General features: G+C 68.2%; 25 protein-coding genes. 10 read left to right on the top strand and 15 right to left on the bottom strand.

Translation table 11 applies throughout. The annotated features are described in order from the left end of the window. Positions 1-17: 17 nt before the first annotated feature. The 5 genes from ACIA49_RS24865 to ACIA49_RS24845 form a co-directional block, all read right to left on the bottom strand. Positions 18-821 carry a GNAT family N-acetyltransferase gene (locus ACIA49_RS24865; RefSeq protein ID WP_396379712.1) on the bottom strand — a complete coding sequence of 268 codons (804 nt, stop codon included), beginning with the start codon at positions 819-821 and terminating at the stop codon, positions 18-20. A gap of 31 nt (positions 822-852) precedes the next feature. Next, positions 853-2,871, bottom strand: coding sequence for a GxGYxYP domain-containing protein (locus tag ACIA49_RS24860; RefSeq protein ID WP_396379711.1), 2,019 nt, complete (start codon positions 2,869-2,871; stop codon positions 853-855). A gap of 121 nt (positions 2,872-2,992) precedes the next feature. Next, positions 2,993-3,346: a GntR family transcriptional regulator gene (locus tag ACIA49_RS24855; protein ID WP_396379710.1), complete on the bottom strand. Its 354-nt coding sequence runs from the start codon at positions 3,344-3,346 to the stop codon at positions 2,993-2,995. A 61-nt stretch (positions 3,347-3,407) separates the two neighbouring features. Next, a complete protein-coding gene (locus ACIA49_RS24850; RefSeq protein WP_396379709.1) occupies positions 3,408-4,010 on the bottom strand; it encodes a dihydrofolate reductase family protein in 603 nt (200 codons plus the stop codon). After that, positions 4,007-4,804 carry a class I SAM-dependent methyltransferase gene (locus ACIA49_RS24845; RefSeq protein ID WP_396379708.1) on the bottom strand — a complete coding sequence of 266 codons (798 nt, stop codon included), beginning with the start codon at positions 4,802-4,804 and terminating at the stop codon, positions 4,007-4,009. The genes ACIA49_RS24850 and ACIA49_RS24845 overlap by 4 nt, the downstream gene beginning before the upstream one ends. Positions 4,805-4,930: 126 nt before the next feature. On the opposite strand from ACIA49_RS24845, the gene ACIA49_RS24840 reads away from it, so the two are divergent. The 5 genes from ACIA49_RS24840 to ACIA49_RS24820 all read left to right on the top strand — a co-directional run bounded on the left by ACIA49_RS24840 (position 4,931) and on the right by ACIA49_RS24820 (position 8,298). Further along, the gene (locus tag ACIA49_RS24840; RefSeq protein ID WP_396379707.1) at positions 4,931-5,776 is read left to right on the top strand and encodes a DUF6597 domain-containing transcriptional factor; all 846 of its coding nucleotides are present in this window, start codon (positions 4,931-4,933) and stop codon (positions 5,774-5,776) included. A gap of 5 nt (positions 5,777-5,781) precedes the next feature. Then, on the top strand, positions 5,782-6,060 hold the full coding sequence (locus tag ACIA49_RS24835) for a hypothetical protein (RefSeq protein ID WP_396379706.1): 279 nt from the start codon (positions 5,782-5,784) through the stop codon (positions 6,058-6,060). A gap of 132 nt (positions 6,061-6,192) precedes the next feature. Beyond that, a complete protein-coding gene (locus ACIA49_RS24830; RefSeq protein WP_396379705.1) occupies positions 6,193-6,870 on the top strand; it encodes a class I SAM-dependent methyltransferase in 678 nt (225 codons plus the stop codon). A gap of 25 nt (positions 6,871-6,895) precedes the next feature. Beyond that, positions 6,896-7,492 carry an RNA polymerase sigma factor gene (locus ACIA49_RS24825; protein ID WP_396379704.1) on the top strand — a complete coding sequence of 199 codons (597 nt, stop codon included), beginning with the start codon at positions 6,896-6,898 and terminating at the stop codon, positions 7,490-7,492. Continuing rightward, positions 7,489-8,298: a hypothetical protein gene (locus tag ACIA49_RS24820; protein ID WP_396379703.1), complete on the top strand. Its 810-nt coding sequence runs from the start codon at positions 7,489-7,491 to the stop codon at positions 8,296-8,298. The genes ACIA49_RS24825 and ACIA49_RS24820 overlap by 4 nt, the downstream gene beginning before the upstream one ends. Positions 8,299-8,357: 59 nt before the next feature. On the opposite strand, the gene ACIA49_RS24815 is transcribed toward ACIA49_RS24820, so the two are convergent. From ACIA49_RS24815 to ACIA49_RS24795, 5 genes are all read right to left on the bottom strand, one after another. After that, positions 8,358-9,314 (bottom strand): glycoside hydrolase family 19 protein, encoded by a 957-nt coding sequence (locus ACIA49_RS24815; RefSeq protein WP_396379702.1) that lies wholly within the window; start codon positions 9,312-9,314, stop codon positions 8,358-8,360. Between the two features lie 119 nt (positions 9,315-9,433). Beyond that, positions 9,434-10,381: a glycoside hydrolase family 19 protein gene (locus ACIA49_RS24810; RefSeq protein WP_396379701.1), complete on the bottom strand. Its 948-nt coding sequence runs from the start codon at positions 10,379-10,381 to the stop codon at positions 9,434-9,436. 102 nt (positions 10,382-10,483) lie between these two features. Further along, complete coding sequence (aspS, locus tag ACIA49_RS24805) at positions 10,484-12,277, bottom strand: aspartate--tRNA ligase (RefSeq protein ID WP_396379700.1); 1,794 nt, start codon at positions 12,275-12,277, stop codon at positions 10,484-10,486. Continuing rightward, a complete protein-coding gene (hisS, locus tag ACIA49_RS24800) occupies positions 12,274-13,605 on the bottom strand; it encodes a histidine--tRNA ligase (RefSeq protein WP_396379699.1) in 1,332 nt (443 codons plus the stop codon). The genes aspS and hisS overlap by 4 nt, the downstream gene beginning before the upstream one ends. Before the next feature lie 13 nt (positions 13,606-13,618). Beyond that, on the bottom strand, positions 13,619-14,308 hold the full coding sequence (locus tag ACIA49_RS24795) for an MBL fold metallo-hydrolase (protein ID WP_396379698.1): 690 nt from the start codon (positions 14,306-14,308) through the stop codon (positions 13,619-13,621). A 247-nt stretch (positions 14,309-14,555) separates the two neighbouring features. Here ACIA49_RS24795 and ACIA49_RS24790 point away from each other — a divergent pair, with 247 nt between their 5' ends. Further along, a complete protein-coding gene (locus tag ACIA49_RS24790; protein WP_396379697.1) occupies positions 14,556-15,782 on the top strand; it encodes a DUF349 domain-containing protein in 1,227 nt (408 codons plus the stop codon). Positions 15,783-15,832: 50 nt separating this feature from the next. After that, positions 15,833-16,672 carry a hypothetical protein gene (locus tag ACIA49_RS24785; protein WP_396379696.1) on the top strand — a complete coding sequence of 280 codons (840 nt, stop codon included), beginning with the start codon at positions 15,833-15,835 and terminating at the stop codon, positions 16,670-16,672. On the opposite strand, the gene ACIA49_RS24780 is transcribed toward ACIA49_RS24785, so the two are convergent. After that, positions 16,619-17,134, bottom strand: a complete 516-nt coding sequence (locus ACIA49_RS24780; RefSeq protein WP_396379695.1) for a GNAT family N-acetyltransferase — start codon at positions 17,132-17,134, stop codon at positions 16,619-16,621. The genes ACIA49_RS24785 and ACIA49_RS24780 overlap by 54 nt on opposite strands. A 330-nt stretch (positions 17,135-17,464) precedes the next feature. Here ACIA49_RS24780 and ACIA49_RS24775 point away from each other — a divergent pair, with 330 nt between their 5' ends. Both ACIA49_RS24775 and ACIA49_RS24770 read left to right on the top strand, forming a co-directional pair. After that, positions 17,465-19,126 carry a hypothetical protein gene (locus tag ACIA49_RS24775; RefSeq protein WP_396379694.1) on the top strand — a complete coding sequence of 554 codons (1,662 nt, stop codon included), beginning with the start codon at positions 17,465-17,467 and terminating at the stop codon, positions 19,124-19,126. Beyond that, entirely contained in the window at positions 19,119-19,826 is a 708-nt protein-coding gene (locus tag ACIA49_RS24770; protein WP_396379693.1) for an alpha/beta hydrolase family protein, read from the top strand. The genes ACIA49_RS24775 and ACIA49_RS24770 overlap by 8 nt, the downstream gene beginning before the upstream one ends. Here ACIA49_RS24770 and ACIA49_RS24765 read toward each other — a convergent pair. Both ACIA49_RS24765 and ACIA49_RS24760 read right to left on the bottom strand, forming a co-directional pair. After that, complete coding sequence (locus ACIA49_RS24765; RefSeq protein ID WP_396379692.1) at positions 19,776-20,543, bottom strand: hypothetical protein; 768 nt, start codon at positions 20,541-20,543, stop codon at positions 19,776-19,778. The two genes, ACIA49_RS24770 and ACIA49_RS24765, sit on opposite strands and share 51 nt — an antisense overlap. Before the next feature lies 1 nt (position 20,544). Next, complete coding sequence (locus ACIA49_RS24760; RefSeq protein WP_396379691.1) at positions 20,545-21,126, bottom strand: papain-like cysteine protease family protein; 582 nt, start codon at positions 21,124-21,126, stop codon at positions 20,545-20,547. Between the two features lie 179 nt (positions 21,127-21,305). On the opposite strand from ACIA49_RS24760, the gene ACIA49_RS24755 reads away from it, so the two are divergent. Next, positions 21,306-22,205, top strand: a complete 900-nt coding sequence (locus tag ACIA49_RS24755) for a hypothetical protein (protein ID WP_396379690.1) — start codon at positions 21,306-21,308, stop codon at positions 22,203-22,205. On the opposite strand, the gene ACIA49_RS24750 is transcribed toward ACIA49_RS24755, so the two are convergent. Then, entirely contained in the window at positions 22,202-22,867 is a 666-nt protein-coding gene (locus ACIA49_RS24750; RefSeq protein WP_396379689.1) for a hypothetical protein, read from the bottom strand. The two genes, ACIA49_RS24755 and ACIA49_RS24750, sit on opposite strands and share 4 nt — an antisense overlap. Then, positions 22,836-23,042: a hypothetical protein gene (locus tag ACIA49_RS24745; RefSeq protein ID WP_396379688.1), complete on the bottom strand. Its 207-nt coding sequence runs from the start codon at positions 23,040-23,042 to the stop codon at positions 22,836-22,838. Before ACIA49_RS24745 ends, ACIA49_RS24750 begins: the two co-directional genes overlap by 32 nt. Between the last annotated feature and the right edge of the window lie 40 nt (positions 23,043-23,082).

The raw sequence follows: 23,082 nt of genomic DNA, 5'->3' as shown, positions 1-23,082 counted from the left end.
TCGTTCCGTGGTCCGGGTCAGCGTGTCTCGGGGGTCCACTCGTACGGCGTGGTGGTGGTGACGCCGTACAGGCCCAGTTTCTGCAGGATCGGGCGGGAGTCCTCGGAGGCGTCGACGCGGAGGAATTCGTAGCCGCGTTCCTTGGCCAGGCGGGCCCGGTGGACCAGCAGGCTGCTGTAGAGACCCTGCCGCCGCCACTCGGGCAGTGTGCCGCCGCCCCAGAGGCTGGCGAAGCCCGTGCCGGGGTGGAACCGGATCCAGGCGGCGGAGACGACCGGGCCTTCTCTTCTGAGCCCGTCCTCGACGAGGAACACCGAGAGGCGTTCGGGGAACATCCGCGCCTCGGCCGACAGGCGCTCCTCGATCCGCTCCAGGCCGTTGTTCCAGAGCGTGTCCATCAGTACGGCGATCCGGTGGAAATCGTCCGGCCCGTCGGCCTCCCGCAGTACTACCTTCGAGGGCAGTGCGGACGGCCGCTGCAGGATCCGATCGACTTCACCCAGGATCAGCGTCTCCGGGTCCTCCTGTGTGAACCCCGCCCGGACCAGCCGCTCACCAAGGTCGGCCGGCTCGTCGTACGCGTAGGTCTTCCACTCGAACGGCAGTCCGCGCTCGCGGAAGAACGCCAGCTCGCCGGCGATGACGGCGTCCGGGTTGTCCCCCAGTCCACGCGGGGTCTCGACGAAACCCGCGCCTTCCGGACCTTCGACGTACGAGCGATGCACCAGCCCGATGTGCTCGACCTTCCAGCCGGGGATCGTGTCCGCGTCCGGCAACCGGATGCGGCGGTGGAACACGTCGAGCAGCTCGTCTGGCGTCATCTGCTCATCGTGCTCCACCACCGCAATGGATTTACGGCAGTACGCGGCCCATCAGATCGAAGAACGCGTTGGCCAGCACCAGCTCGTACTTGTCGTCCAGGAGACCAGCCAGCTCGGCGACGTCGGACGGCGTCCAGTTCCAGGCGTTGATGCCGCCGGAGATGAAGAGGGGCTTCGTTCCGTCCCACTTCGCCACCTGGACGTCCAGTGCAGCCTTGTACTCCCCTGCCTTGCCTGGCGCGCCCCACTGGCCGGCAATGGGCAGACCGCCCCGGCGGACGGCGAGCAGGTCGCCGTCCCAGGTCTGCATGATGCCCTTCAACGGCGTGTACTTCGCGAACCCGCTGGCGATCTCCTCCGAGAGCACGACCCACTTGTCATTCTCACGGTGGCTGTAGGAGTACACCTGGTCCATGCCGGTACGGCGCAGTTGCGAGCCGGTGAGCTTGAGGAACTGGGTGAACTCGCTCGGCACCCACGAGCCCGGGTACGTGTAGCCAGCACCGGACGGTCCACACACCAGGAGGTCGTTGGCCGTCGCCGTGCGCTGGAAGTGGCTGAACAGGTTCGGACCGGTCTCCAGCAGCATCGGACTGATCGTCCAGTTCGCCGGGGCCTCACCACGCTTCGGGTCGTCCCACAGATCGCGCATGTGACGCTGGCAGTACTGGATGTTGTCGCCCTCGCCGAAGGTCAGCGTCAGGTAGACCTTGTTCTTCGGCTTGGTGATCCGACGTACCGGCCGGACCTTCTCCGAGATCGGTGCGGTGAACCCGGCATGCACCGTCCCGTTCATGTAGAAGTCGGCCGCGATGACCGGCGACCCGCCCTTCGACGCGAGGTCCACACCGTCCCACTCACCGGAGACGTCGTTCGCGAACCAGCCCATGTACGGCGCCAGTGTCGGCCACTTGGCGAAGTGCTCGGACAGCAGTGCGCCGGTCTCGCCACCAGGGGGTAGCCAACTCACCAGGGCTTTGGTGGCCACCACGTAGTCACGGAAGTACGCGAACGGTTCGATCCGCGTGGGCGCGGTGTCGGTGATCGAGACCAGGTACTGGTTCCACATCGTCACGGTCACCACGAGGGACGTCGTACCGGCTGGTGGGTCGAAGGCGTAGATGTAGTAGCCACCACCGTCGCTGAAGCGGTTGGCCTCGCCGCCGATGCTCGAGTTGGCGCCGTCGAACAGGTACTGCGCCTCCTCGGGGGTGTTCGGCTTGAAGTGCGCGATCTCGACGCCGTTCGCCTTCACCCAGACCTCGGAGACCGAAGGTCCCCAGCCGTCGTCACTGAACGAGTCCTGCCAGCGCACGTAGACCGGGCCCTTGCCGAGCTTGGCCGAGACGTCGAGGTCGTAGTTGCCACGGTTGGACGAGTCCCGGATCTGGCGGGTCTCGCGAGCGATCTCCTGCCACTGCACGTCCTCGACCGCGACCACCCGGGTCGGCGGAAGACCGGCCAGCAACTTGTGCGTGACCCGCGGGAACAGGTTGTCGAGCTGCCACCGGTAGGTCTTCACCCGGTCGTCGTCGAACTTCCCGCGCAGGTCCTTCACGATCCTCAGGCCGTGCGCCTTCGCCTGCTCGGCGTCCGCGACCACGCAATCCTCCAAGCCGGCCAGGGTGGTGGCGACGTTGAGGGAATCCGGTACGGCGGGGTCGTAGACGATCGCGCCGCGGACCCGGTGCCGGTACTTGGCGACCAGATCGAGCGGGTTCTGGTACGGCGTCGCCGGCAGGTGCATGTCGGTCAGCCACTTGGTGTCCGGCGTGCTCTGGGTGCCTGTGTCGTAGAGGAAGTACAGCTCCGGCTTGGTGCGGTTGACGATGCCTTGCAACGTTGTCAGAAGAGTCTGATCCTGACCACTGAGCTTGCTGGCGTCGCCGTAGTGCAGGTGCTTCGGGCGGTTGAAGGCCGGCAGCAGCCGGGCGGGGCTGCCGGACGTCGATGTGTTGGCGTTTGCGGTGGCTGCCAGGCTTGGGACCAGTCCGATCCCGCCCGCCGTCACCGCACCGCTGCCCGCCAGGAACGTTCGTCTCGAGACCATCGTGACCACTCCCCTGTCGCTGACATCGATGTCAAATCTGGCCGGACAGTAGCAATCCGGTGAGAGCGTGTACAGGGCTCGTCACACCGTGGCCGCGGGTTTTTGGAATCGTTTCCGATCGCTACCAGGCCTGGCGCAGGATCTCCATCGCCTCCGGCAAACTGATCCCGGCCTCGCGGGCGGCGTGCACGAACGCGGTCGCCGCGGAGCGCGTCCCCGCATCGTTGGTGTGACTGCGCGACGCGAGCACAAACGTCCCGTTCCGCCCCCGCGTCTCGATCATCCGCTCGGCCTCCAGCTCCTTGTAAGCCCGGGCCGCCGTATTGACCGCCACGCCCACCTCCGCCGCCAACTGCCGAACCGTCGGCAACCGGGTCCCCTGCGCCAGCTCCCCGCGCCGGATCAACCCGTCGATCTGGTCCTTCACCTGCTCGTACGGCGGTTTCGCAGCCGCCGGATCCACCGAGATGATCATCCGAGCAAACTACCGCCCCGCGACACCGGGCTCGGCGCGTTGATCAGTCGACGGCGGCGCCTCAGGCCGCGTATTCCGGGCGCCCCGACGGCTTGTAGACCTGCAGCGTGATGGCTTTCGGGAAGGCTCTCGAGTCGGTCAGGTCGAGCGCGAGGTCCGGGCCGTCGGCCGGGAACAACCGGATGCCCTGCCCGACGATCACGGGAACGATGAGCAGGTTCAGCTCGTCGACGAGGTCGTTGGCAAGCAGCCAGCGAACGAGCCGGCCGCTGCCATGCACCTGCAGTTCTCCTCCCGGCTTGGCCTTCAGCTCCCGGATGGCGGCCACCAGATCACCCGACAGGACAGTGGTGGTCGCCCAGTTCGCCTCGGTCGGTGTGGTCGAAGCGACGTACTTGGGCCTGGCGTTCAAGGCATCCGCGATGGGGCCGCTGCCCGGGCCCATCGCTCCCCAGTAGCCGGCGAAGAAGTCGTACGTGCGTCGCCCGAAGAGGAATCCGTCCGCACGCTGGTACGCCTGACCGACGTACTCCATGGCTTCGGCGTCGAAGTGCGGTCTGGCCCATCCGCCGCGCTCCATCCCGGGGTCGAGATCCGCATCCCGCGCACCGTTCGCCTGCATCACTCCATCGACGGAGACCTGGGTGTTGGTGATCAGTTTCATGGTGCTGTTTCCTCTTCATCGGTTGGCCGCTGCGCGAAGTAGCAGCGGAAGACAAGATCCAGGTGGACGGTCCCGTCGAGGCGTGATCGCGGTGCGAAGAAGGACCGCAGTGCCGCCTCGACGACCGGGCGGCCGGAGTGCCGGATCGCGGCGACGACCGGGCCGGCCGGCAACTGGGCGGCGATCGCGTCCTGCTCGCTGGCGAAGTCGACGCCGAACGCGATATCGGTGGTCGTCACCGACGTGAACCCGGCCTCGAGCAGCGCCTGGCGGGCCACGTCTGCGTCGGCGAGGTCGAAGACACTGTGATCCGGTACGTCGTCGTGGGCGGCGAGTGGATTGATCAGAGCTGCGCTCTCGGCCTGCTCGGGTCCGGCGCCGACCGTCACGACAGCGCGGCCCTGGCCGGCGGTCACCCGTGCGATCTCGGCGAGTGCGTGACGCGGGTCGGCGGCGTACAGGACGGAGTTGAAGGCAGTGACAACCTCGAAAGCGCCGTCCCTGAACGGCATCCGTTCGAGGTCTTCGACCAGATAGGCGGCGGTCGGGCGCCGACGGCGGGCATAGTCGACAAGCCCCGCGGCGGCATCCAGTCCGACGACGTCCGCACCGGCCTCAGCCGCGAGCTGGGCGAACAGGCCCGTGCCGCAGCCGACGTCGAGCAGTCGGGTGCCAGGCCGAAGGCGGAGTCGTTCGAGGACGCCCTTGTACAGCGGACGGCTACGGACCTCCGAGGTCTCCGCCCACGCGTGTGGATCGCTGCTCCAGAGGGCTCCCTGGGCCGTCACGTCCATCGGTGGCTCCGGCGGCAGGTCAGGATGCTGAACATGCCGAAACCGTAGAACCGGACCCGTCGTGCGTTCTTGAACAAACCGGGCATTCTTCTCGCAGTAGCCCGGCCCCGAGCACATACTGGCCACATGAGCGGCGTGCAGAGCTATCGGGAGGGCCCGCCCATCCCGACCCTGGGCACGCTCGTTTCCACGGTCTGGGTCCAGCAGGTCGGCCGCGACGCTTCGCCGTACATCCATCGACGTGTCCCGAACGGTGCCGTCGAGCTCACCTGCACGATCGGCTCCACGCCGCGGGTGATCGGCCCGCACACCGAGCCACTGGTGGAAGTACTCGCGCCGGGCACAACGCGGATTGGCGTCCGTTTCACGCCGGGCGCCTTCGTTGCGGTCGCGCGGCAGCCCGCCTCGGAGCTGGTCGGGCAGAGCATCGACGCCGAGGAACTGTGGGGCAGCTCGGCCGCTCAGCTCACCGAGGCGATCGGCACGGCCTCCTCTCCTCAGGAAGCTCTCGCGGCGGCGCAGCACCATCTGTACGCCCGCAGAGGCTCCGGCGTCGACCCGCTGGTGTCAGAAGCGGTCCGAGGCCTGATGCCGTGGCAGACGCCCGATGTGGCGTCGCTGACTGCGTCTCTGCACATCTCCGAAACCCAGCTACGTCGCCGCTGCCACATCGCCGTCGGACTCGCTCCGAAGGCGTTGCACCGGATACTGCGTTTCCAGGGCTTCCTGGCGCTCGTCCAGCAGGCGATCGCCCAGGGCCGTTCCACACCGGACGGCGGCCTGGGATCGCTTGCCCTGCACGCGGGCTACGCCGACCAGTCACACCTCACCCGCGAATGCGTCCGGCTCACCGGCGTGTCACCGCGCGTGTTCTTCGCCGAGACACAGACGACCTGCGCGTCCGGACACAACCACGCGGCATCTTTCGGCCCCATGCTTCGCGGGTCTCAGGCGAAATCGCCCGCGCTGTAGGGCTTTTGTTCGACGAGGACCAGCCAGTTGCCGGAGCAGTCGCGGAGGACGGCTTCGACGCCGTACGGGCGGTCGGAGCGTTCCTGGAGGTACTCGACGCCCTGGCCACCAGGTCGGCGAAGGTTTTGTGGCAGTCGTCGGTGGCCGGGCCGACGCCGTGCATCATGCCTTTGGCCATGATGCGGCGGATGGCGTCGGCGGACTCGTCGTCCATCGGCGGCCCGGGGAGCATCAGGGCGAGCTCGAGTTCGGGGTGGTCGGCCAGGTCGAGCGGCGGGGCATAGTTGCGGTCGGCAACATCCCGGGCACGGCGCAGATGGGCGAGCAACTGCACCGGTACGCCGTTCGCCATCCACCGATGGCAGTGAACTTTCGGCAGCGCCCGAAACACTTCCGGGGGTTGAAAGACTGGAGAGATGAGAGTCGGACAGGGTGGGAGCGGACCGGGCGCGCGGACCCCGGACGGTAGTGCGATCGAGATGTACGAGCAGGCCGTTGCTCATGGGGAGGATGAGCTGATCGATGCGGCGATTCAGCCGGGGAGCAGCATTCTTGAGCTGGGGTGTGGGACTGGGCGGATCACGCGGCCGTTGCTGGCGCGTGGTCATCAGGTGGTGGCGGTGGACGAGTCGGTGGAGATGATCGCCCGGGTTCCTGAGACCGAGACGATCCAGGCGACGATTGGTGAACTGCGGCTGGATCGCGAGTTCGACGTCGTCCTGATGATGTCCTACCTGATCAATGTGGCCGACGATGCCGAGCGGTTGCGGCTGCTGCAGACGTGCGCTCACCATGTGCGTCCGGGTGGTTCGGTGTTGTTGCAGCAGCAGTTGCCGAGCCAGTTGGCGAAGCCCGTCGTACGCGAGAGTGAGCGCGGCCGGATGGAGATCTCTGACGTTGAGCATCTGCCGGGCAACCAGGTGGCAGCCACGGTGACGCACACGATCGGCGGCCGGAGCTGGTCGCAGCGGCTGCTGACGCAGAACCTCACCGAGGAGCTGCTGGCCGGTCAGCTCACCGAAGCGGGTCTGCGGCTGGACGAGTACCTCACACCGGACACCAGCTGGGTGCGCGCTCGGCCGGTGGCAACCTGAACCCAGCGTGTGGACCCTGAGAGATATGACGACGATTTCGCGGCAGGTGGACCTCCCTCCACCTGAGGTCCGGGACGACGACCTGTGGGACGCCCTGCGCCGCCAGGAACCGGAGGCGCTCGGCGAACTGTTCAGCCGGTACGCCGCCGCCGTCCACGCGTATGCGGTCCGGCACACCGGCTCCTACGCGTACGCCGATGACGCCGTACAGGCGACGTTTGTGACCGCCTGGAAGCAGTTCAGCCACTCGGACCCCGGCCAGCTGCAGCACGGCAGTGCGAAGCCATGGCTGCTGACGATCGCCCGCAACGAGCTGCGGAACAGCGTCCGGTCCAGACGACGGCTAGCGCAGTTCCTGCTCCGCCAGCCGGCGCCACTGCATCACCCGGACCACTCCGAGGCGGTCGCCGCCCGGCTGGACTCCGAGAAATATATCCAGGCCGTTCGGGCAGCTCTGGCTGCCCTTCCGGCCCACGAGCGCGAGACCGTCGAGCTGGTCTATTGGGCAGAGCTGACGCTCGCCGACGCCGCAGCGGTCCTGGGGGTCGCCGAAGGCACTGTGAAGGCCCGCCTGTCCCGAGCCCGCCGCCGCCTGCCCGCCTTGCTGGAGGACCACCGATGAACCTCACCTCTCCCCCACCCGTCGAGCAACTCGACCCCGAGTACGCCGCCGACCTCAAGCACCAGCTGGTACGGCAGGCTCGCAACCGCAGGAACCGGTGGACGCCGCTCCGCACCTGGGTACCGATCGTCGCGGCCACTGCCGCAATCGCCGTCAGCACCACCACCGTCGTCGCCCTCAGCCGGAAAAGTCCGAGCCCGGCCGGGACCGCGGGCATCGTCCAGCTCGCTCCGGATCAGTCGGCTGCCGAGCCGACCGAGATCGGCCCGGCGACTGACGCCGAGGCCCGCGCGGCGGCCCGGCGATGCCTGGTGCCGCAACAGAACGCCTACGGATCCGCCAGCCACCTGGGAAAGCCGGCGGACGCAGAGACGGCCACCATCCTGAGCGCGCGCTGGATCACGACCGGCACGGAGAACAAACAGCTTCTGCAAACCTTCGTCACCAGGGACGAGCACTTCTGGTTCCAGTGCCTGGACGGCGAGGTGTTGCGATGGTCGCCGGACCAGGGCTGGATCGGCGCCTGGGCGAAGGACCCCGTGCCCGGCACCTGGACCTGGAGTGACGTCCCCGGCGGCGTCCGGGCGTCGTACTCGTTCCGCACGCTACCTAGCGTCGACCGGGTCGAACTACGGATCCGCGGTCTCGACGGCGCTTCGCCCTGGTACGGCGTACCGGTCACCGACCGGGCGGGATATGTCGCGGGCACCCTGCCCGGCGCGACCGCTCAGCACGGCAAGGCGGAGATCGACGTCCGGGCGCTCGACAAGTCCGGCCGGCAGGTCTGGTTCACGACCTTCGGGTGAGCAACGAACCGGCCGGGCCCTCGGGGGGTCCGGCCGGGTCGCAGGGTGGTCAGGTGGGGTCAGCCGAGGCCGTTGGTGCCTTCGTTGACGGCTGCTTCGAACTGGGCGCGGGTGAGCTTGGAGGTGTCGCCCATGGTCTTGGCTGTGCGGCTGCAGTTGACGGCGGGGGCGGGCTGGCCGGTGAGGTAGGCGATGGCTGCACTGAACGAGGCGCAGCGACGACCGTCCTCAGCGCCGGCCGGGTAGCCGATGGCCGCGTTCACACGGCCCATCTTGAGCTGGTCGGCGTACGGGTTGATGTTGCGCGCGACCGTCCAGTACCAGCGGGCGATCGGGGCGCTGTAGCGGATGTCCCGGGCGAGCTCCGGGTTGCCGACCAGGTTGATGCCGAAGTAGTTGCCGGCCGAGGTGTAGTTCGCCGAGCCGGTGAGCTGGATGTACCCGCGGCCGGCGTAGGTGCTCGTGTCGCCGGCCTGGTGGATGTTGTACTCCAGGCGGGACTCGTGGGCCAGCGTCGCCAGGAAGGCGGCCCGCCGGTACGGCGTGTTGATGTTCGCGTCACGCATCGCCTGGTTCAGCGACGGCAACCCTGCCTCGACGGTCGACTGGACCCCGACCCGGCCGGGGAACATCGCCGTCAGGTCGGCGTACGTGATGTCACCGGTCTGCGGCGGGTTCGGATCACCACCGCACTCGGCGACGCCGGGGAGCTTGTCCTCCGGGACCGAGATGTACACGACTGTCACATACCCGCCGAGCGCGGGCACATGCGCCCACCACTCGCTGGTCCCTTCGGAGGTGGTGACGCGGTCACCGTGTTTCTGGCAGTCGACGTCGATCGACGTCGGCCCGGGCAGCGTCGTGACGACGGCCGCGGACAGGTAGGCGTCGGCGCGGACGTTCACCCCGCTGCCGTACGTCGAGAAGACCGCCGCGTGCGCGGGGGTAGCGGTGACCAGACCGGCGGCCACGATGCCGAGGCCGGCGAGAAGGGTGGTGAAGCGGCGAAGGACCATGTGGGAGCTCCTGGGGCGGAGGGAAGGGCGGGATCTGGTGAAATGTTTCCTGCGAACCACACGCAGTGGTTACTTTCCGCCGGATCCCGCCGCTTCTCAACCCTTTCGACCCTGATGCATCAGCCCACGGTGCCGGGGGCTCCAGGAACCGCGGCCAGCGCGTCGAACTGGGCCCGGGTGAGCTTGGAGGTGTCGCCCATGGTCTTGGCGGTGCGGCTGCAGTTGACCGCGGGGGCCGGTGCGCCGGACAGGTAGGCGATGGCGGCGCGGAACGAGTCGCAGCGACGCTGGTCCTCGGCGCCGGCCGGGTAGCCGATCGCCGCGTTCACACGGCCCATCTTGAGCTGGTCGGCGTAAGGGTTGATGTTGCGCGCGACGGTCCAGTACCAGCGGGCGATCTGCGCGCTGTAGCGGATGTCGCGCGCCAGCTCGGGGTTGTTGATCAGGTCGACGCCGAGCCACTGACCGGCAGGACGGTAGTTGAAGTCGCCGGTCAGCTGGATGTAGCCGCGGCCGCCGTACAGGCGGGTGTCGCCGATCTCGCGGATGTTGTACTCCAGCCGCGACTCGTGCACCAGCGTCGCGAGGAACGCGGCCTTGCGGTAGACCGTGTTGATCTGCGCGTCCCGCATCGCCTGGTTCAGCGACGGCAGCCCCTGCTGCACGAGACTCGGGTTCGCGATCCGCGAACCGAACATCGCCTGGACGTCGGCCAGCGTGATGTCACCGGTCTGCGGCGGGTCCTGTGGGCAATCCGGTACGCCGGGAAGCTTCGTGCCGGTGGTGTCGATGTACGCGACCGTGGCGTAGCCGCCGTGGGCCGGCAGATGGGCCCACCAGGTGGTGGTCCGGGAACCGACGGTCACCGAGTCGCCGGACTTCTGGCAGTCGACCTCGACCGAGGTCGGGCCGGCCAGCACCTTGACGACCGACGCGGACAGATAGGCGTCGGACCGGATGTTCAGATTGGTCGCGGTGGTCTGGAAGGCCGCGGCGTACGCCGGAACGGTGATCGCGAAACTTCCGGCGGCAACCGCGACGACGGACGCGAGAACGCGCTTGAGCATGGCAGCTCCTGGGCGGGAGAAGGGGCGGGTACGGCGACCGTCAGGTCACCGCACCGCCACCGTCCCACCGCGGCCAGGGCGTTGCTCAAGTACGCAACGGCGTCAGGCCTTCTTGGCCTCAGGCTTCGTCTTGTCCTCGGGCTTGGCGTCGACACCGGCTTCCTTGCGCTGCGCCGGGGTGATCGGCGCCGGGGCCGCGGTCAGCGGGTCGAACCCACCGCCGGACTTCGGGAACGCGATCACGTCGCGGATCGACTCCGTGCCGGCCAGCAGCGCGGTGATCCGGTCCCAGCCGAACGCGATCCCGCCGTGCGGCGGCGCGCCGAACTTGAACGCGTCGAGCAGGAAGCCGAACTTCTCGGTCGCCTCCTCGTCGGTCAGGCCCATCACCTTGAAGACTCGCTTCTGCACGTCCTCGCGGTGGATACGGATCGACCCGCCACCGATCTCGTTGCCGTTGCAGACGATGTCGTAGGCGTAGGCCAGCGCGTTGCCCGGGTCGGTGTCGAAGGTGTCCAGCGAGTCCGGCTTCGGCGAGGTGAAGGCGTGGTGGACGGCCGTCCACGCACCCGAACCCACCGCGACGTCACCGGCGGCGGTCGCTTCGTCGGCCGGCTCGAACAGCGGCGCGTCGACGACCCACAGGAACGACCAGGCCGACTCATCGATCAGGCCGCCGCGGCGGCCGATCTCCAGCCGGGCCGCGCCGAGCAACGCCCGCGACGACTTGACCGGACCGGCGGCGAAGAAGATGCAGTCGCCCGGCTTCGCACCGACGTGGTCGGCCAGCCCTGCCCGCTCTTCCTCCGACAGGTTCTTCGCGACCGGACCGCCGAGCTCGCCGTCCTGGCCCACGAGCACATACGCGAGGCCCTTGGCGCCGCGCTGCTTCGCCCACTCCTGCCAGGCGTCCAGCTGCTTACGCGGCTGGTCCGCACCACCTGGCATCACGACAGCACCGACGTACGGCGCCTGGAAGACCCGGAACGGGGTGTCCTTGAAGTACTCGGTGCACTCGACGAGCTCCAGGCCCATCCGCAGGTCGGGCTTGTCGGAGCCGAACCGCGCCATCGCCTCGGCGTACGTCATCCGCGGGATCGGGGTCTGAACGTCGTACCCGATCAGCTTCCAGAGCGCGGCCAGCACCTCTTCGGCCAGCGCGATGACGTCGTCCTGGTCGACGAAGCTCATCTCGATGTCGAGCTGGGTGAACTCCGGCTGCCGGTCGGCGCGGAAGTCCTCGTCGCGGTAGCACCGGGCGATCTGGTAGTACCGCTCCATGCCGGCCACCATCAGCAGCTGCTTGAACAGCTGCGGCGACTGGGGCAGCGCGTACCACGAGCCCGGCTGCAGACGCGCCGGGACCAGGAAGTCCCGCGCGCCTTCCGGCGTCGACTTGGTCAGCGTCGGCGTCTCGATCTCGACGAAGTCGTGGTTCGCCAGTACGTCGCGCGCCGCCTTGTTCACCTGGCTGCGCAGCCGCAGTGCCGCACCCGGGCCCTGACGACGCAGGTCGAGGTAGCGGTACTTGAGCCGGACCTCTTCGTTCACCGGGGTCGCGTGGTGCTCCTCGACGGGGAACGGCAGCGGGTCGGCGGAGTTCAGCACCTCCACCTCGGAGGCGATGACCTCGATCGCACCGGTCGGCAGGTTCGGGTTCGCGTTGCCCTCCGGCCGCGTGCTCACCTCGCCGACGATCTTCAGGCAGAACTCCGAGCGCAGCGGCCCGGCGACCTCCTCGTCGCGGATGACGACCTGGACCGTGCCGCTGGAGTCGCGCAGGTCGATGAACGCCACGCCGCCGTGATCACGCCGCCGCGCCACCCAGCCCGCCAGCGTGACGGTCTGGCCGGCGTGCTCAGCACGCAACGAGCCTGCGGAATGGGTACGGATCACGAGTTCTCCTGGATGGTGTCGATGCTGGGTCGTACGTCGGCCGCGGGAGGTGTCCACGTGGCAGGGTCGGCGGGCGTCTGCTCGCCACTGCGGATGTCCTTGATCTCGGGACCGTTCTCGGTGCTGAACAGCACGAACGGGATCCCGCGCCGATCGGCGAACTTGATCTGCTTGCCGAACTTCGCCGCCGCCGGTGCCACCTCGACCGGGATCCCCCGGCCCCGCAGCTGCGCCGCGGTCCGCATGGCCTCGGCCCGGTCCTCCTCGGCGTTCAACGCGACCAGTACGGCGGTCGGCGTACTGCGGCTGCCCTTGAGCAGCCCCTGGCTGATCAGCCGGTGCACCAGGCGGGAGACGCCGATCGAGATGCCCACACCCGGGTACGTCGTCCTGCCGTCGGAGGCGAGAGCGTCGTACCGGCCACCGCCGCCGACGGAGCCGAAGGACTCCTGACCGACCAGGTAGATCTCGTAGACCGCACCGGTGTAGTAGTCCAGGCCGCGCGCGATCCGCAGGTCGGCCAGCAGCAGACCGGGCGCGTGCTCGGTCGCGGCCGCCATCACCTGGCTGAGCTGCTCGAGGCCCTCGTCCAGCGTCGGGTGCTCGACACCCAGCGCGCGGACCTGCTCGACGAACGACGTGTCGGTGCTGGAGATGTCGGCCAACTGAACCGCCAGCCGCGCCTGCTTGTCGGTCGCACCGGACTCGACCAGGCGCTCGACCACCTTCTCCGGGCCGATCTTGTCGATCTTGTCGACGATCCGGAGCACGGTGGTGACGTCGTCCAGGCCGAGACCGCGGTAGAAGCCCTCGGGGATCTTGCGGTTGTTCACCTTGATCACGAACTCGGGCACCGGCAGCCTGCGCAGCGCGTCCGCGATCACCAGCGGCAGCTCAACCTCGTAGTGGTTCGGCAGCTCACCACTGTCGACGATGTCGATGTCGGCCTGGGTGAACTCGCGGTACCGGCCCTCCTGCGGGCGCTCACCCCGCCAGACCTTCTGGATCTGGTAGCGGCGGAACGGGAACGCCAGCTTGCCGCCGTGCTCCAGCACGTAACGCGCGAACGGCACGGTCAGGTCGAAGTGCAGACCGAGCGCCGCATCCTCACCTTCGCCGGCCGCGAGCCGCCGTACACCGTAGATCTCCTTGTCGGCGTCCTCGCCCTGGTTGGACAGCCGCTCGACGGGCTCGACCGCGCGGGTCTCGATCGACGCGAAGCCGTGCAGCTCGAACGTCTCCCGGATGGTGTCGAGGAACTCCAGCTCGACGATCCGGTCTTGGGGAAGGAATTCGGGGAACCCGCTGAGAGGGCTGATTTTGCTCACTGTTTGGCCTTGCTCATAAGTTCGATATCTCCAGGTCCTGCAAGTAGGGGTTGGTCGCCTTTTCCCGGCCGATCGTGGTCTGGCCGCCATGACCCGGCAGGACGACGATCTCGTCGCTCATCGGCAGGATCTTGGTGGCCAACGTATGCAGCATCGCCGGATGGTCGCCGCCAGGCAGATCCGTCCGGCCGATCGACCCGGCGAACAACACGTCACCGGAGAACAGCACCGCGGGCACGTCCTCCGGGCCCAGGTACGGCGTCGTGAACGTGACCGAGCCCCTGGTGTGACCCGGGGTGTGGTCGACGGTGAAGTTCAGGCCCGCCAGCTCGAGGGCCAGGCCGTCCTTGAGCTCGGCGACGTCGTCGGGCTCGGCGAACTCGTGCTTGCCGCCGAGCAGCATCGCCGCGGACTCCTTGCTGATACCGGCCATCGGGTCGGCCAGCAGGTGCCGGTCGTCCGGGTGGATCCAGGCGGTCGCGTCGTACGTGCCGCAGACCGGCAGCACCGAGAACATGTGGTCGATGTGACCGTGCGTCAGCAGCACGGCGACCGGCTTCAGCTTGTTCTCCCGGACGACCTGCTCGACCCCGGCGGTCGCGTCCTGCCCCGGGTCGATCACGATGCACTCCGCGCCCTGGCCGGTGGCGACGACGTAGCAGTTCGTACCCCACGATCCTGCGGGGAACCCGGCGATGAGCACGACAGACCTTCCTGGAACCACTCCTGAATCACTGCTGGACCACCCAAGGTTACCGGTGCCCGGATGCCGACTTCGAACCGGATTGTTAGGCAACACCGTTGCGCGCGAGCTGGGAGTTTGTGATTGTTCAGGGATAAGCGTTGGGATCCAGGCCCGACGCGCCCATCCGGGCCCTGTTCGCCAGCGTGAACCAGGGGCCGACCAGAATGGGCACGAGCGCAGTACATACCGCCGGAAGGGGCGAGTTGTGGCCGGAGAGAGCTGGGGCCGGGTAGCCGAGGACGGAACGGTCTTCGTACGGACGAAGGACGGTGAACGGGCGGTCGGCCAGTGGCCGGACGCGAAGCCGGAGGAGGCGCTCGCCTTCTACACCCGCCGGTACGACGCCTTGGCGTTCGAGGTGGAGCTGCTGGAGCAGCGCGTCCAGGCGGGCACGGTGTCCCCGGACGACGCCCGGGCGGCGGTGAAGAAGGTCAACAGCTCGCTCGAGGACGCCCAGGCGGTCGGTGACCTGGACGGGCTCAAGGCCCGTCTCGAAGCGCTCACCCCGCTGCTCGCCGTACAGCGTGAGAAGCGCAAGGCCGAGCGCGCCGCCAAGGTCGAGGAGGCGCGGTCGGCCAAGACCAAGATCGCCACCGAGGCCGAGACCATCGCCGCGGGGACCGACTGGCGGCACGGCGTCACCCGGCTGCGCGAGCTGCTCGACGAGTGGAAGGCGCTGCCGCGCCTCGACAAGGCCAGCGACGACGAGCTGTGGCATCGCTTCTCGTCCGCGCGGACGACGTACACGCGGCACCGCAAGCAGCACTTCGCCGAGCTCTCCTCCAAGCGCGAGGAAGCCGCGACCGTCAAGGAGCGCCTCGCTGCCGAGGCCGAGACGCTCTCCTCGAACACCGACTGGGGCCCGACCTCCGGCCGGTTCCGCGAGCTCATGCGCCAGTGGAAGGCGGCCGGCCCCGCCCCGCGCGAGGTCGACGACAAGCTCTGGGCCCGCTTCCGTGCCGCCCAGGACACCTTCTTCGGCGCCCGCGACGCCATCCAGGCCGAGGAGAACGCCGAGCAGGTCCAGAACCAGGCCGCCAAGGAGGCGCTCCTGGTCGAGATCGAGGCGATCCTCCCGGTCAAGGACGCCAAGACCGCCCGCGACCAGCTCCGCGACCTGCTCGACCGCTGGGATGCGATCGGCAAGGTGCCGCGCGACTCCATGCGCGCCATCGACGGCCGCGTGCGCGCCGTCGAGCAGGCCGTGAAGTCCGCCGAGGACGAGGTCTGGAACAAGAGCAACCCGGAGGCCCGCGCCCGCGCCGAAGCCACCGTCAAGCAGCTCCAGTCCCTGATCGCCGACCTCGAGAAGCAAGCCGCCAAGCACGAGGCCCAAGGCAACACCCGCAAGGCCAATGAGGCCCGCGAGTCCATCGAGGCGCGCCGCGAATGGCTGACCCAGGCCCAGAACGCGCTCACCGAGTTCAGCTGACCTGTGGATAACTCCCGGCAGGCCTGACCCACCTGGGTCATCCTGCTGGGATGTTGCCGTACTACTTCTCCGGAATCCCGTTCCGTGCACACCAGGTGGGCCGCAAGCTCCCCTGGTTGCTCGGGCGTGGAGACGTCCGCCAACTCATCAAAGGCGTGTACGTCGATACCCGGGTCCCCGACTCTCCCGAACTGCGGGCCGAGGCGCTCAGCCTCGTCGTACCACCGGAGGGCATCATCTACGGCGATGCCGCTGCCTGGCTGCACGGTATCGACTCGACCGCGTTGGGTCCCGAGCCCCTGATTCACCCCCGCTGGACGTTCCTCCCCCGGCCAACGGTCGAGATCGAGGGCCTGCTGGTCACCACCCCTGCCGCGACCGCCATCGAGCTCGCTCAACACCTCCCGCGGCCGTTCGCGCTCTCGTCACTCGATGCACTCCTGCACAGCCAGGTCGTCACCCACGACGAACTCCAGGCCGCGGCCCCCGCGTACTTCGCCACCGACAGCACCTCACAGGCCGCCGTACTCCTCCGCCTGGCGGATGGGCGGGCGGAGTCGCCTGGTGAGTCGTGGCTGCGGCTGCGGATCTTCGACGCCGGCTTCCCGCGTCCCGAACTGCAAATCACCGTCGACCGCTACCGCCTCGACCTCGGCTACCCCGACCGCCCGATCGACGGCCGCTTTTTAGGTCTCGAGTACGACAGCGACGCGTGGCACTCGTCCGATCATCAACAGGTCCGCGACGAATCCCGCCGTACCGACCTGGCCAAGCTCGGCTGGCACAGCATTCCCGTCCGCCGCCCCGACCTCTGGGGTTCCTACCCGGCGCTGGAACTAACCATCGGCGCGTTCCTCTGCCAAGAGCCCCGTCTCCCCCGCCGCTGGTAACTCGATCCAGTAGCGACGAACAGGGCCGCGGATCTCCTCCAGCACCCCACCATTGCGCTCGATGGTGCGCGCCGAGCCCGGATTGTCGTCCAGGCAGACCAGCAGCACGCGTCCCATCCCCAACGCCCGAGCCTCCCGCAGGATCGCCCCCAATGCCCAGCTGGCCACACCACGCCCTCGCGCGGACGGCCGAACGCCGTACCCGATGTGTCCCGTCCGCTCGTTCAGCTCATGCCGCAGCCCGATCCCGCCCAGCACCCGCCCGTCCTCAACAATCCACCGGCTCGTCCCTTCGCCGGCCCGCACCCGCGCCACCCAGGCCGCGAACCCCTCAGCGGTGTCCACCTCATCCGACGCCTCGAGCCCGAACCCGTCCTCGTGAAGCCCCGGCCCCCACTCCCCATGCGCCTCGCGCCAGGCGTCGTACAGGTCAGTGCTCGGTTCCACCAATGCCAAGGCCACCACCCGACACTACCCACCCGGTCTGCGCCGCACCCGCCATCAGTACGCCGGTCGCCGGTGCCTTGATAGGCCCGTCGTACAGCCGCAGGTGCACGTTGGTCGCCCGCTCACCTACTGGCGGCGCGAACACCAGCTTCGGACACGTCCGACCGCTGGACACCTCGCTGCGGTTCCACGCCTCCGGACGACATCGAAACCCAGCCCCGTCAACAGAGCTGCTCGAACTCCTGCGGCCAGCTCGACCGATAGTCGGCAACGGCCACTGGGCAACCTCGTCGACGAACGGCATGTCCACAAGCACGCCTGATTTCTCTTGTCTGCAAGGCGGATTTGCGCCGTTATCGTTCTGTGACTATAGTCGAATGCATGTTCGATACCGACCTCGCCGCTCTTTCGACGACCGACCTGCTGGGGGCCGGCGCCGACTTTCTCGGGGTGGAGAATCGGGCGGCTGTGCGAGGGCTTGAGGTCGCGTTGGAGTATGCCGATCGGTTCCACCCTGACGTCTGTCCCCTGCGGCTAGGGAGGCATACGGGTGACGGTGGTGAGCGGGCGGTGGTTCTGGGCGGCGACGGGTGCCCACCGATTGCCGTGTTCGCGATCGCCGAGTTCGCTGCGGTGCGCGGCGTTTCGCCCGGCGTCGGCGGGGACTACATCGGGTCTGCCTTGGCCTTGCGGTCCAGGTTTCCGTTCACGTGGGCTCGGGTTCTGGCCGGTCAGGCGACGCCTTGGAAGGCGCGTCAGCTAACCAAGGACTGTATGAACTTGTCGCTGGAGGCGGCGCTGTACGTCGATCAGCGGGTCGCACACCTGCTCGACACGATCTCACCCTGGCGACTGGCCAAGATCATCAAGGCCGCGAAGATGCATGCCGACCCTGCCCAGGCTCGCGCCGAGGCCGACGGCAAGGATCGTGAGCGTGGCGTGTTCGTCGGCGGCACCGATGACCAGGGCACGAAGACCTGCGTGATCAAGGCTCCGGTTGCTGCGGTCAACCGTCACGAGGCAAGGATCGCCGAGCTCGCCGAAGCTCTGCAGATCCTCGGCGACAAGCGCAGTCTGCAGGAGCGTCGCGCGGCGGCGGTCGGCATCATGCCCGACTTCCGCTTCGCCGAAGAACTCCTCGCGCAGGCCCGCGAGCACCGACGTACCAATCCCGCGCCAGGCCCGGCGCCGGACCCGCAGGCAGCTCCGGAGGCTGGCCTGCGGCTCGTTGACCCATCTCCTGCCGACAACGCGGCCGAGCCTGACCAGGACGACGAGGCCGACCGCGACGCACCTCACCCCAGTACAAGCGACCTGCCCGATCCACTCGACATCCCTCACCCGACCCTCGAGCCGTTCGACATCGACTCGCGTGATGCGAAGGGTGAACCGATGACCGAGGCAGAGCGGCGGGCCCTCGACACCCGGCTCACGCAGATCAAGCAAGACGCCTACGCCCGTCCGCCGGGCGTGCGTACTGGCCCGACCCGACCTGGCAAGACCGAGATCTATGTCCACCTCACCGATCAGACGCTCATCGCCGCCGCCAGGGGTGGTGATGGTCCCGTCCGCGTCGAAGGAATCGGACCGGTCCTCGCCAGCCAGCTCACCGAAGTCGTCGGCCACGGTCCGTATCTCGTCAAACCGGTCATCGACCTCAACGACGCGATCAGCTCCGACGCCTATGAGGCCTCCGACCGGATCCGGGAACGCGTCAAGCTGATCCACCCGGTCGAGCTCTTCCCCTACGGGACCCGAGAGACCAGCAACAGCATCGATCTGGACCACATCGAGCCCTATGACCCGCTCGGTCCACCGGGGCAGACCAACCTGCAGAACCTCGCACCGCTGAGCCGCTTCGGCCATCGGGTGAAGACGCACGCGCCCGGCTGGAAGGTACGCCGCATCGACGCCAAGACGCTCGCATGGACCACACCACACGGGTTCGTCTTCCACGTCGATCCCACCGGCACCCACCCCATCTCCCAGGAGGCACCAGATGGCTGACACGTTGCACTGGGTCGGCGAGCCGGTGACCGACTGCGGAGTCGCCGAGCGCCGGTTCAACCTCGTACGGGATACAGGTTTGGTCCCGGGCGTCCTGTGGCTGCCGGCAGGTCCTTATCCCTACCCGAAACCACTGGTACTCCTGGGGCATGGCGGAAGCGGGCACAAACGAGCCGCCCGGCAGCTGGGACTGGGCCGGTGGTTCGCCAGCAAATGGGATATCGCAAGTGTCGCCATCGACGGTCCCTTTCACGGCGACCGGCAGCGCCAAGACCGGCCGGCGGCGATCGGGGTCGACGCGGTCACCGACGGCATGGTGGACGACTGGACTGCGACCTTGGACGCACTGATCGACCTGAACCTGATCGATAGTGGCCGAGTCGCCTATCTCGGTCTCTCGATGGGGACTCGTTTCGGACTGCCGTACGTCGCCGCCGCGAATCGGCGGCTGTGTTGCGCGGTGCTCGGCAAGTACGGACTCCTGCAGTCACCCGTCGTCTCAGCCCCCGCCGACGCAGCTGAACGGGTTGCACGGGACGCTCCTAACCAGTCCTCCCGTGGCGATGAGGACCTGGTGCGAATTCGTCATCGAGCACCTGGCACCCGCCGGGATCAACTGGCCCCGGCGGGTGTCGGATCAGGTGGAGGACTAGGCGGTACGGCGGCGGATGATGAGCCCGGTTGCGAGGAGGAGGGCTAGACCAGCCGCAGCCGCCGGGACGGCAAGGTTGTGGGTGGTGGTGGTGGTGACGGGGGCCGTGGTGTCATAGCCGCCGGCGGTGCCGTTGTCGTTGTAGGTGCTGCCGGGGAGTTTGTCGGCGTAGCGCTTGGCGACGAGGTCCTGGTAGGCAGCGACGGTGATGGGCGCGGTGCCGACGGACTTGGTGGCGGAGGCGTTGAGGGGGCGGATCTGGTTGCCGGTGAGGGCGTACCAGGCGCCGATCTGGGGTTCGGTGAAGACGAGGGCGCCGCGGGCGGCGGTGAACATGCGGGCCTCGGTGTCGCCGGTCGCGACGTTGACGGCTTGCCAGGTACCGGCGGCGCCGGGGGCGGTGTAGACGGTGAGGCGGTCGGTACCGCGGGTTGCGGTGGTGGCGGCGTACCAGAAGGTTGCCACCGGCGCGGAGGCGTCGCGGACGAAGGCCGGGTTGAGGGCGTAGACCGGGCGGGCGTCGGTGCCGACAGAAAGCTTGGCGGTGCCGGACTTGGCCGCGGCCGACTTGGTGCCCGCTGTGGCTTTGCCGAGCAGGCTGAGGGCGGTGGGCGAACCGGCGGCAGTCGTTGCCTTGGACAACTCACCGGCGGGGACCGGCTGCGGGCCGGCGGCGTTCGCGAAGGCGGCGGTGGTCAGGGCGAGGCCGAGACCAGCAGCCAGTACGGCGGCCGACCGGAACAGGAAGTGTTTGAGGCGGCTCATCTCAGGCTCCGATCCGGTAGAGCGAGTGCGTCCAGGTGAACTGCGAGTTGGACCGGTACCAGTTGTAGGTCGAGAAGTTGTAGCGCGGGTCGTCCGGCCACGGGTTGTAGTACTTGATGGTCGAGTCCGACGAGTCGTACCCGATGATGTCCATCATGTGGCCGCCGCCCGAGGTCCAGCCGATCCGCGTCATCACCGGCCGGCCGGCGGCGATCTCGGAGACGAGCGTGCTGAAGGCGAGCGTGCCGGAGATGTAGCTGCCGGAACTGATCCCGATCGAGCTGAAGGCGCGCTGGTCGTTGCCCAGTGTGGCCTGGTTGTTCGGGCAGGTCGCGTTCTGGCTGTTGCCGAACGCAAGGTTGCAGAACTGGTTCTGCGAGTAGCTCTTGCCGTAGTAGGCCGCGATGCTGTTACCGGTCGCGGCCCAGCACCAGTTCGTCTTCTGCTGGGACTGGCCGGTGACGTTCAAGTAGTAGCTACCGGGAGCGGCGGAAGCGACCGGTGCCAGCGGGGCCAAGGTGGCCAGGCCGAGCACGGTTGCCAGCAGCAATGACCAGGAGCGGCGTGGGCGGAGCCTGCTCATGAACCCTCCTTGAATGGGGTGTGGTGCCATCTGTCGACGACAGAGCAATAGTCAGGACGCGCCGCACCCCCGGCAAGAAGTAACTCCGACCCCGAAACCCGCTGTGAATAGCAGCGCGACGTGAACAGCGGGTGACTGAGCAATTTCGCCCGGTGCTGTGAACGTTTACACTGACGCGCATGACCGGATCGTCGGTACCCGACGTCACGCCGGACACGTCGTTCGCCGCGGCACTCCGGCAGGCGATCGCGCATCGCGGTCTGGCCCTCAACCGGATCCGCACTCATTTGGCCGACCGCGGCCTGCACGTCGGCATCGCCACCCTCAGCACCTGGCAGAGCGGCCGCCGCGTCCCCCGCGACGATTCACTTGCCGTGATCACCGCGCTCGAGGAGCTTCTGCACGTCCCGCCCGGCTGGCTGACCGTCCGCATCCCACCGGCGCGCTCGGACCTCGCCGCGACGCACCGCCCGTACGCCGTCGTCGAGTACGCCGAGGCTCTCGGCCGACTGCTCGACCGCCTCCGCCGCGACGCCCACGGCCGGCTCCGCAACGTCTCCGTGTTCGAAGAGGTTGTCCACGGCCCCGACCGCGCTCTCCACCATCGCTACGTCACGCAGTGCGTCGTCGCGGTCCAGCCAGTTGACCGGATCATCATCGCGCACCAGGGTGAGCCCGGCTGCGATGTCGCCCAACTGAACGTTCTCGGCCTCACGGGCTGCCGGACCGGCCGGATCGCCCGCGCCCCCGAGGCCGGCGCGCTGCTAGCTGAGCTCCTGCTCGACCGCGTCCTCGCGACCGGCGAGACCGCCGTTGTCCACTACGAGATCGAGGACCTCACCGGCCTACCCTCCAAGAACTACTACCGCTTCGACGAGTGGGGCGGGACGCATTACGTCCTCGAGGTCCAGTTCGACCGCGCCGCGCTGCCCGTCCGCGTCAACGAGTTCCGTCACCGCCACGCCGACGGCGCCGACGTACTGCGCCAGGACCTGATGCTCACCCCCGACGGCCGCGCCCATCTGATCGAGCCGTCGACCGAACCCGGTCTGATCGGCTTCTCCTGGGAGTGGGACTAGCTCCGGAAGCCCGCGTGCACGTGGTCGTGATGCGTCTGATCCGAGAAGAACGCTGCGCCCGACAGCACGACCGGACCGCCGACGTTGTACGAACCGGCCCGCTCCGCCGCCTTCATGTACGACGAGATCAGGCTGCGCGAGGTGGTCGGTGACACCACCGGATGCCCGTCGATCTCCCAGGTGTCGAAGGCCCGGCCGCGGGGATGATCACTCGGCCGATCGGTCCCGAACACGTTGATCGGATGCCCGGACCGGATCACGCTCACCCCGATCCGGTAGGTCTTCGCGAGCGTGAGCATCGCGGTCAGCACGCTGTCGTGCACCTGCCCGGACTCCACATCCGCGATCGATGCCGGGGGCAACATAATCTGCTTGTTCGCCAGCACCTGCCGGGCCACCGGTGAGAGCATCTTCGCCGCCGTCCCGGGCGTCGCGGGATGCGTCGACGTGACCCGCCATGTCTCTCCGGACCGACTCAGCCGTACGTCGACCGTGGTACCGCCGGTGACCATCCGCCCGCCGCTGATCCTGTACACGCGGCACGGCACCAGCACACTCGCCGTACTGCTCAGAATCCCGCCGTACTGGGCGTCAATCACCTCAACCACCCCACCGCCCCGCTGCAACTGCTCAACCACCGCAGCCACCGCCACCCGCTTCACCTGCGGCGCCACCTCCCCCGCACCCGGCACCCACGGCCGCACCGAAGGCAACACCGGCCCCGGCTGCGTAGTAGAAGGCAACGAACTCGACGGCGTCGGAGGAGTGGGCGTAGACGTGGCAGACGGCGTGCCCGATGGCGTCGGCGTACTGGAAGGAGTCTCCGAGGAGCTGCACCCAACCAGCAGCCCAGCCCCAGCAATCAGCAACCCCCGCC

It is taken from the genome of Kribbella sp. NPDC051587, assembly GCF_044453945.1.
GTDB lineage: Bacteria > Actinomycetota > Actinomycetes > Propionibacteriales > Kribbellaceae > Kribbella.
This window is presented reverse-complemented; position numbering and strand designations above follow the sequence as displayed.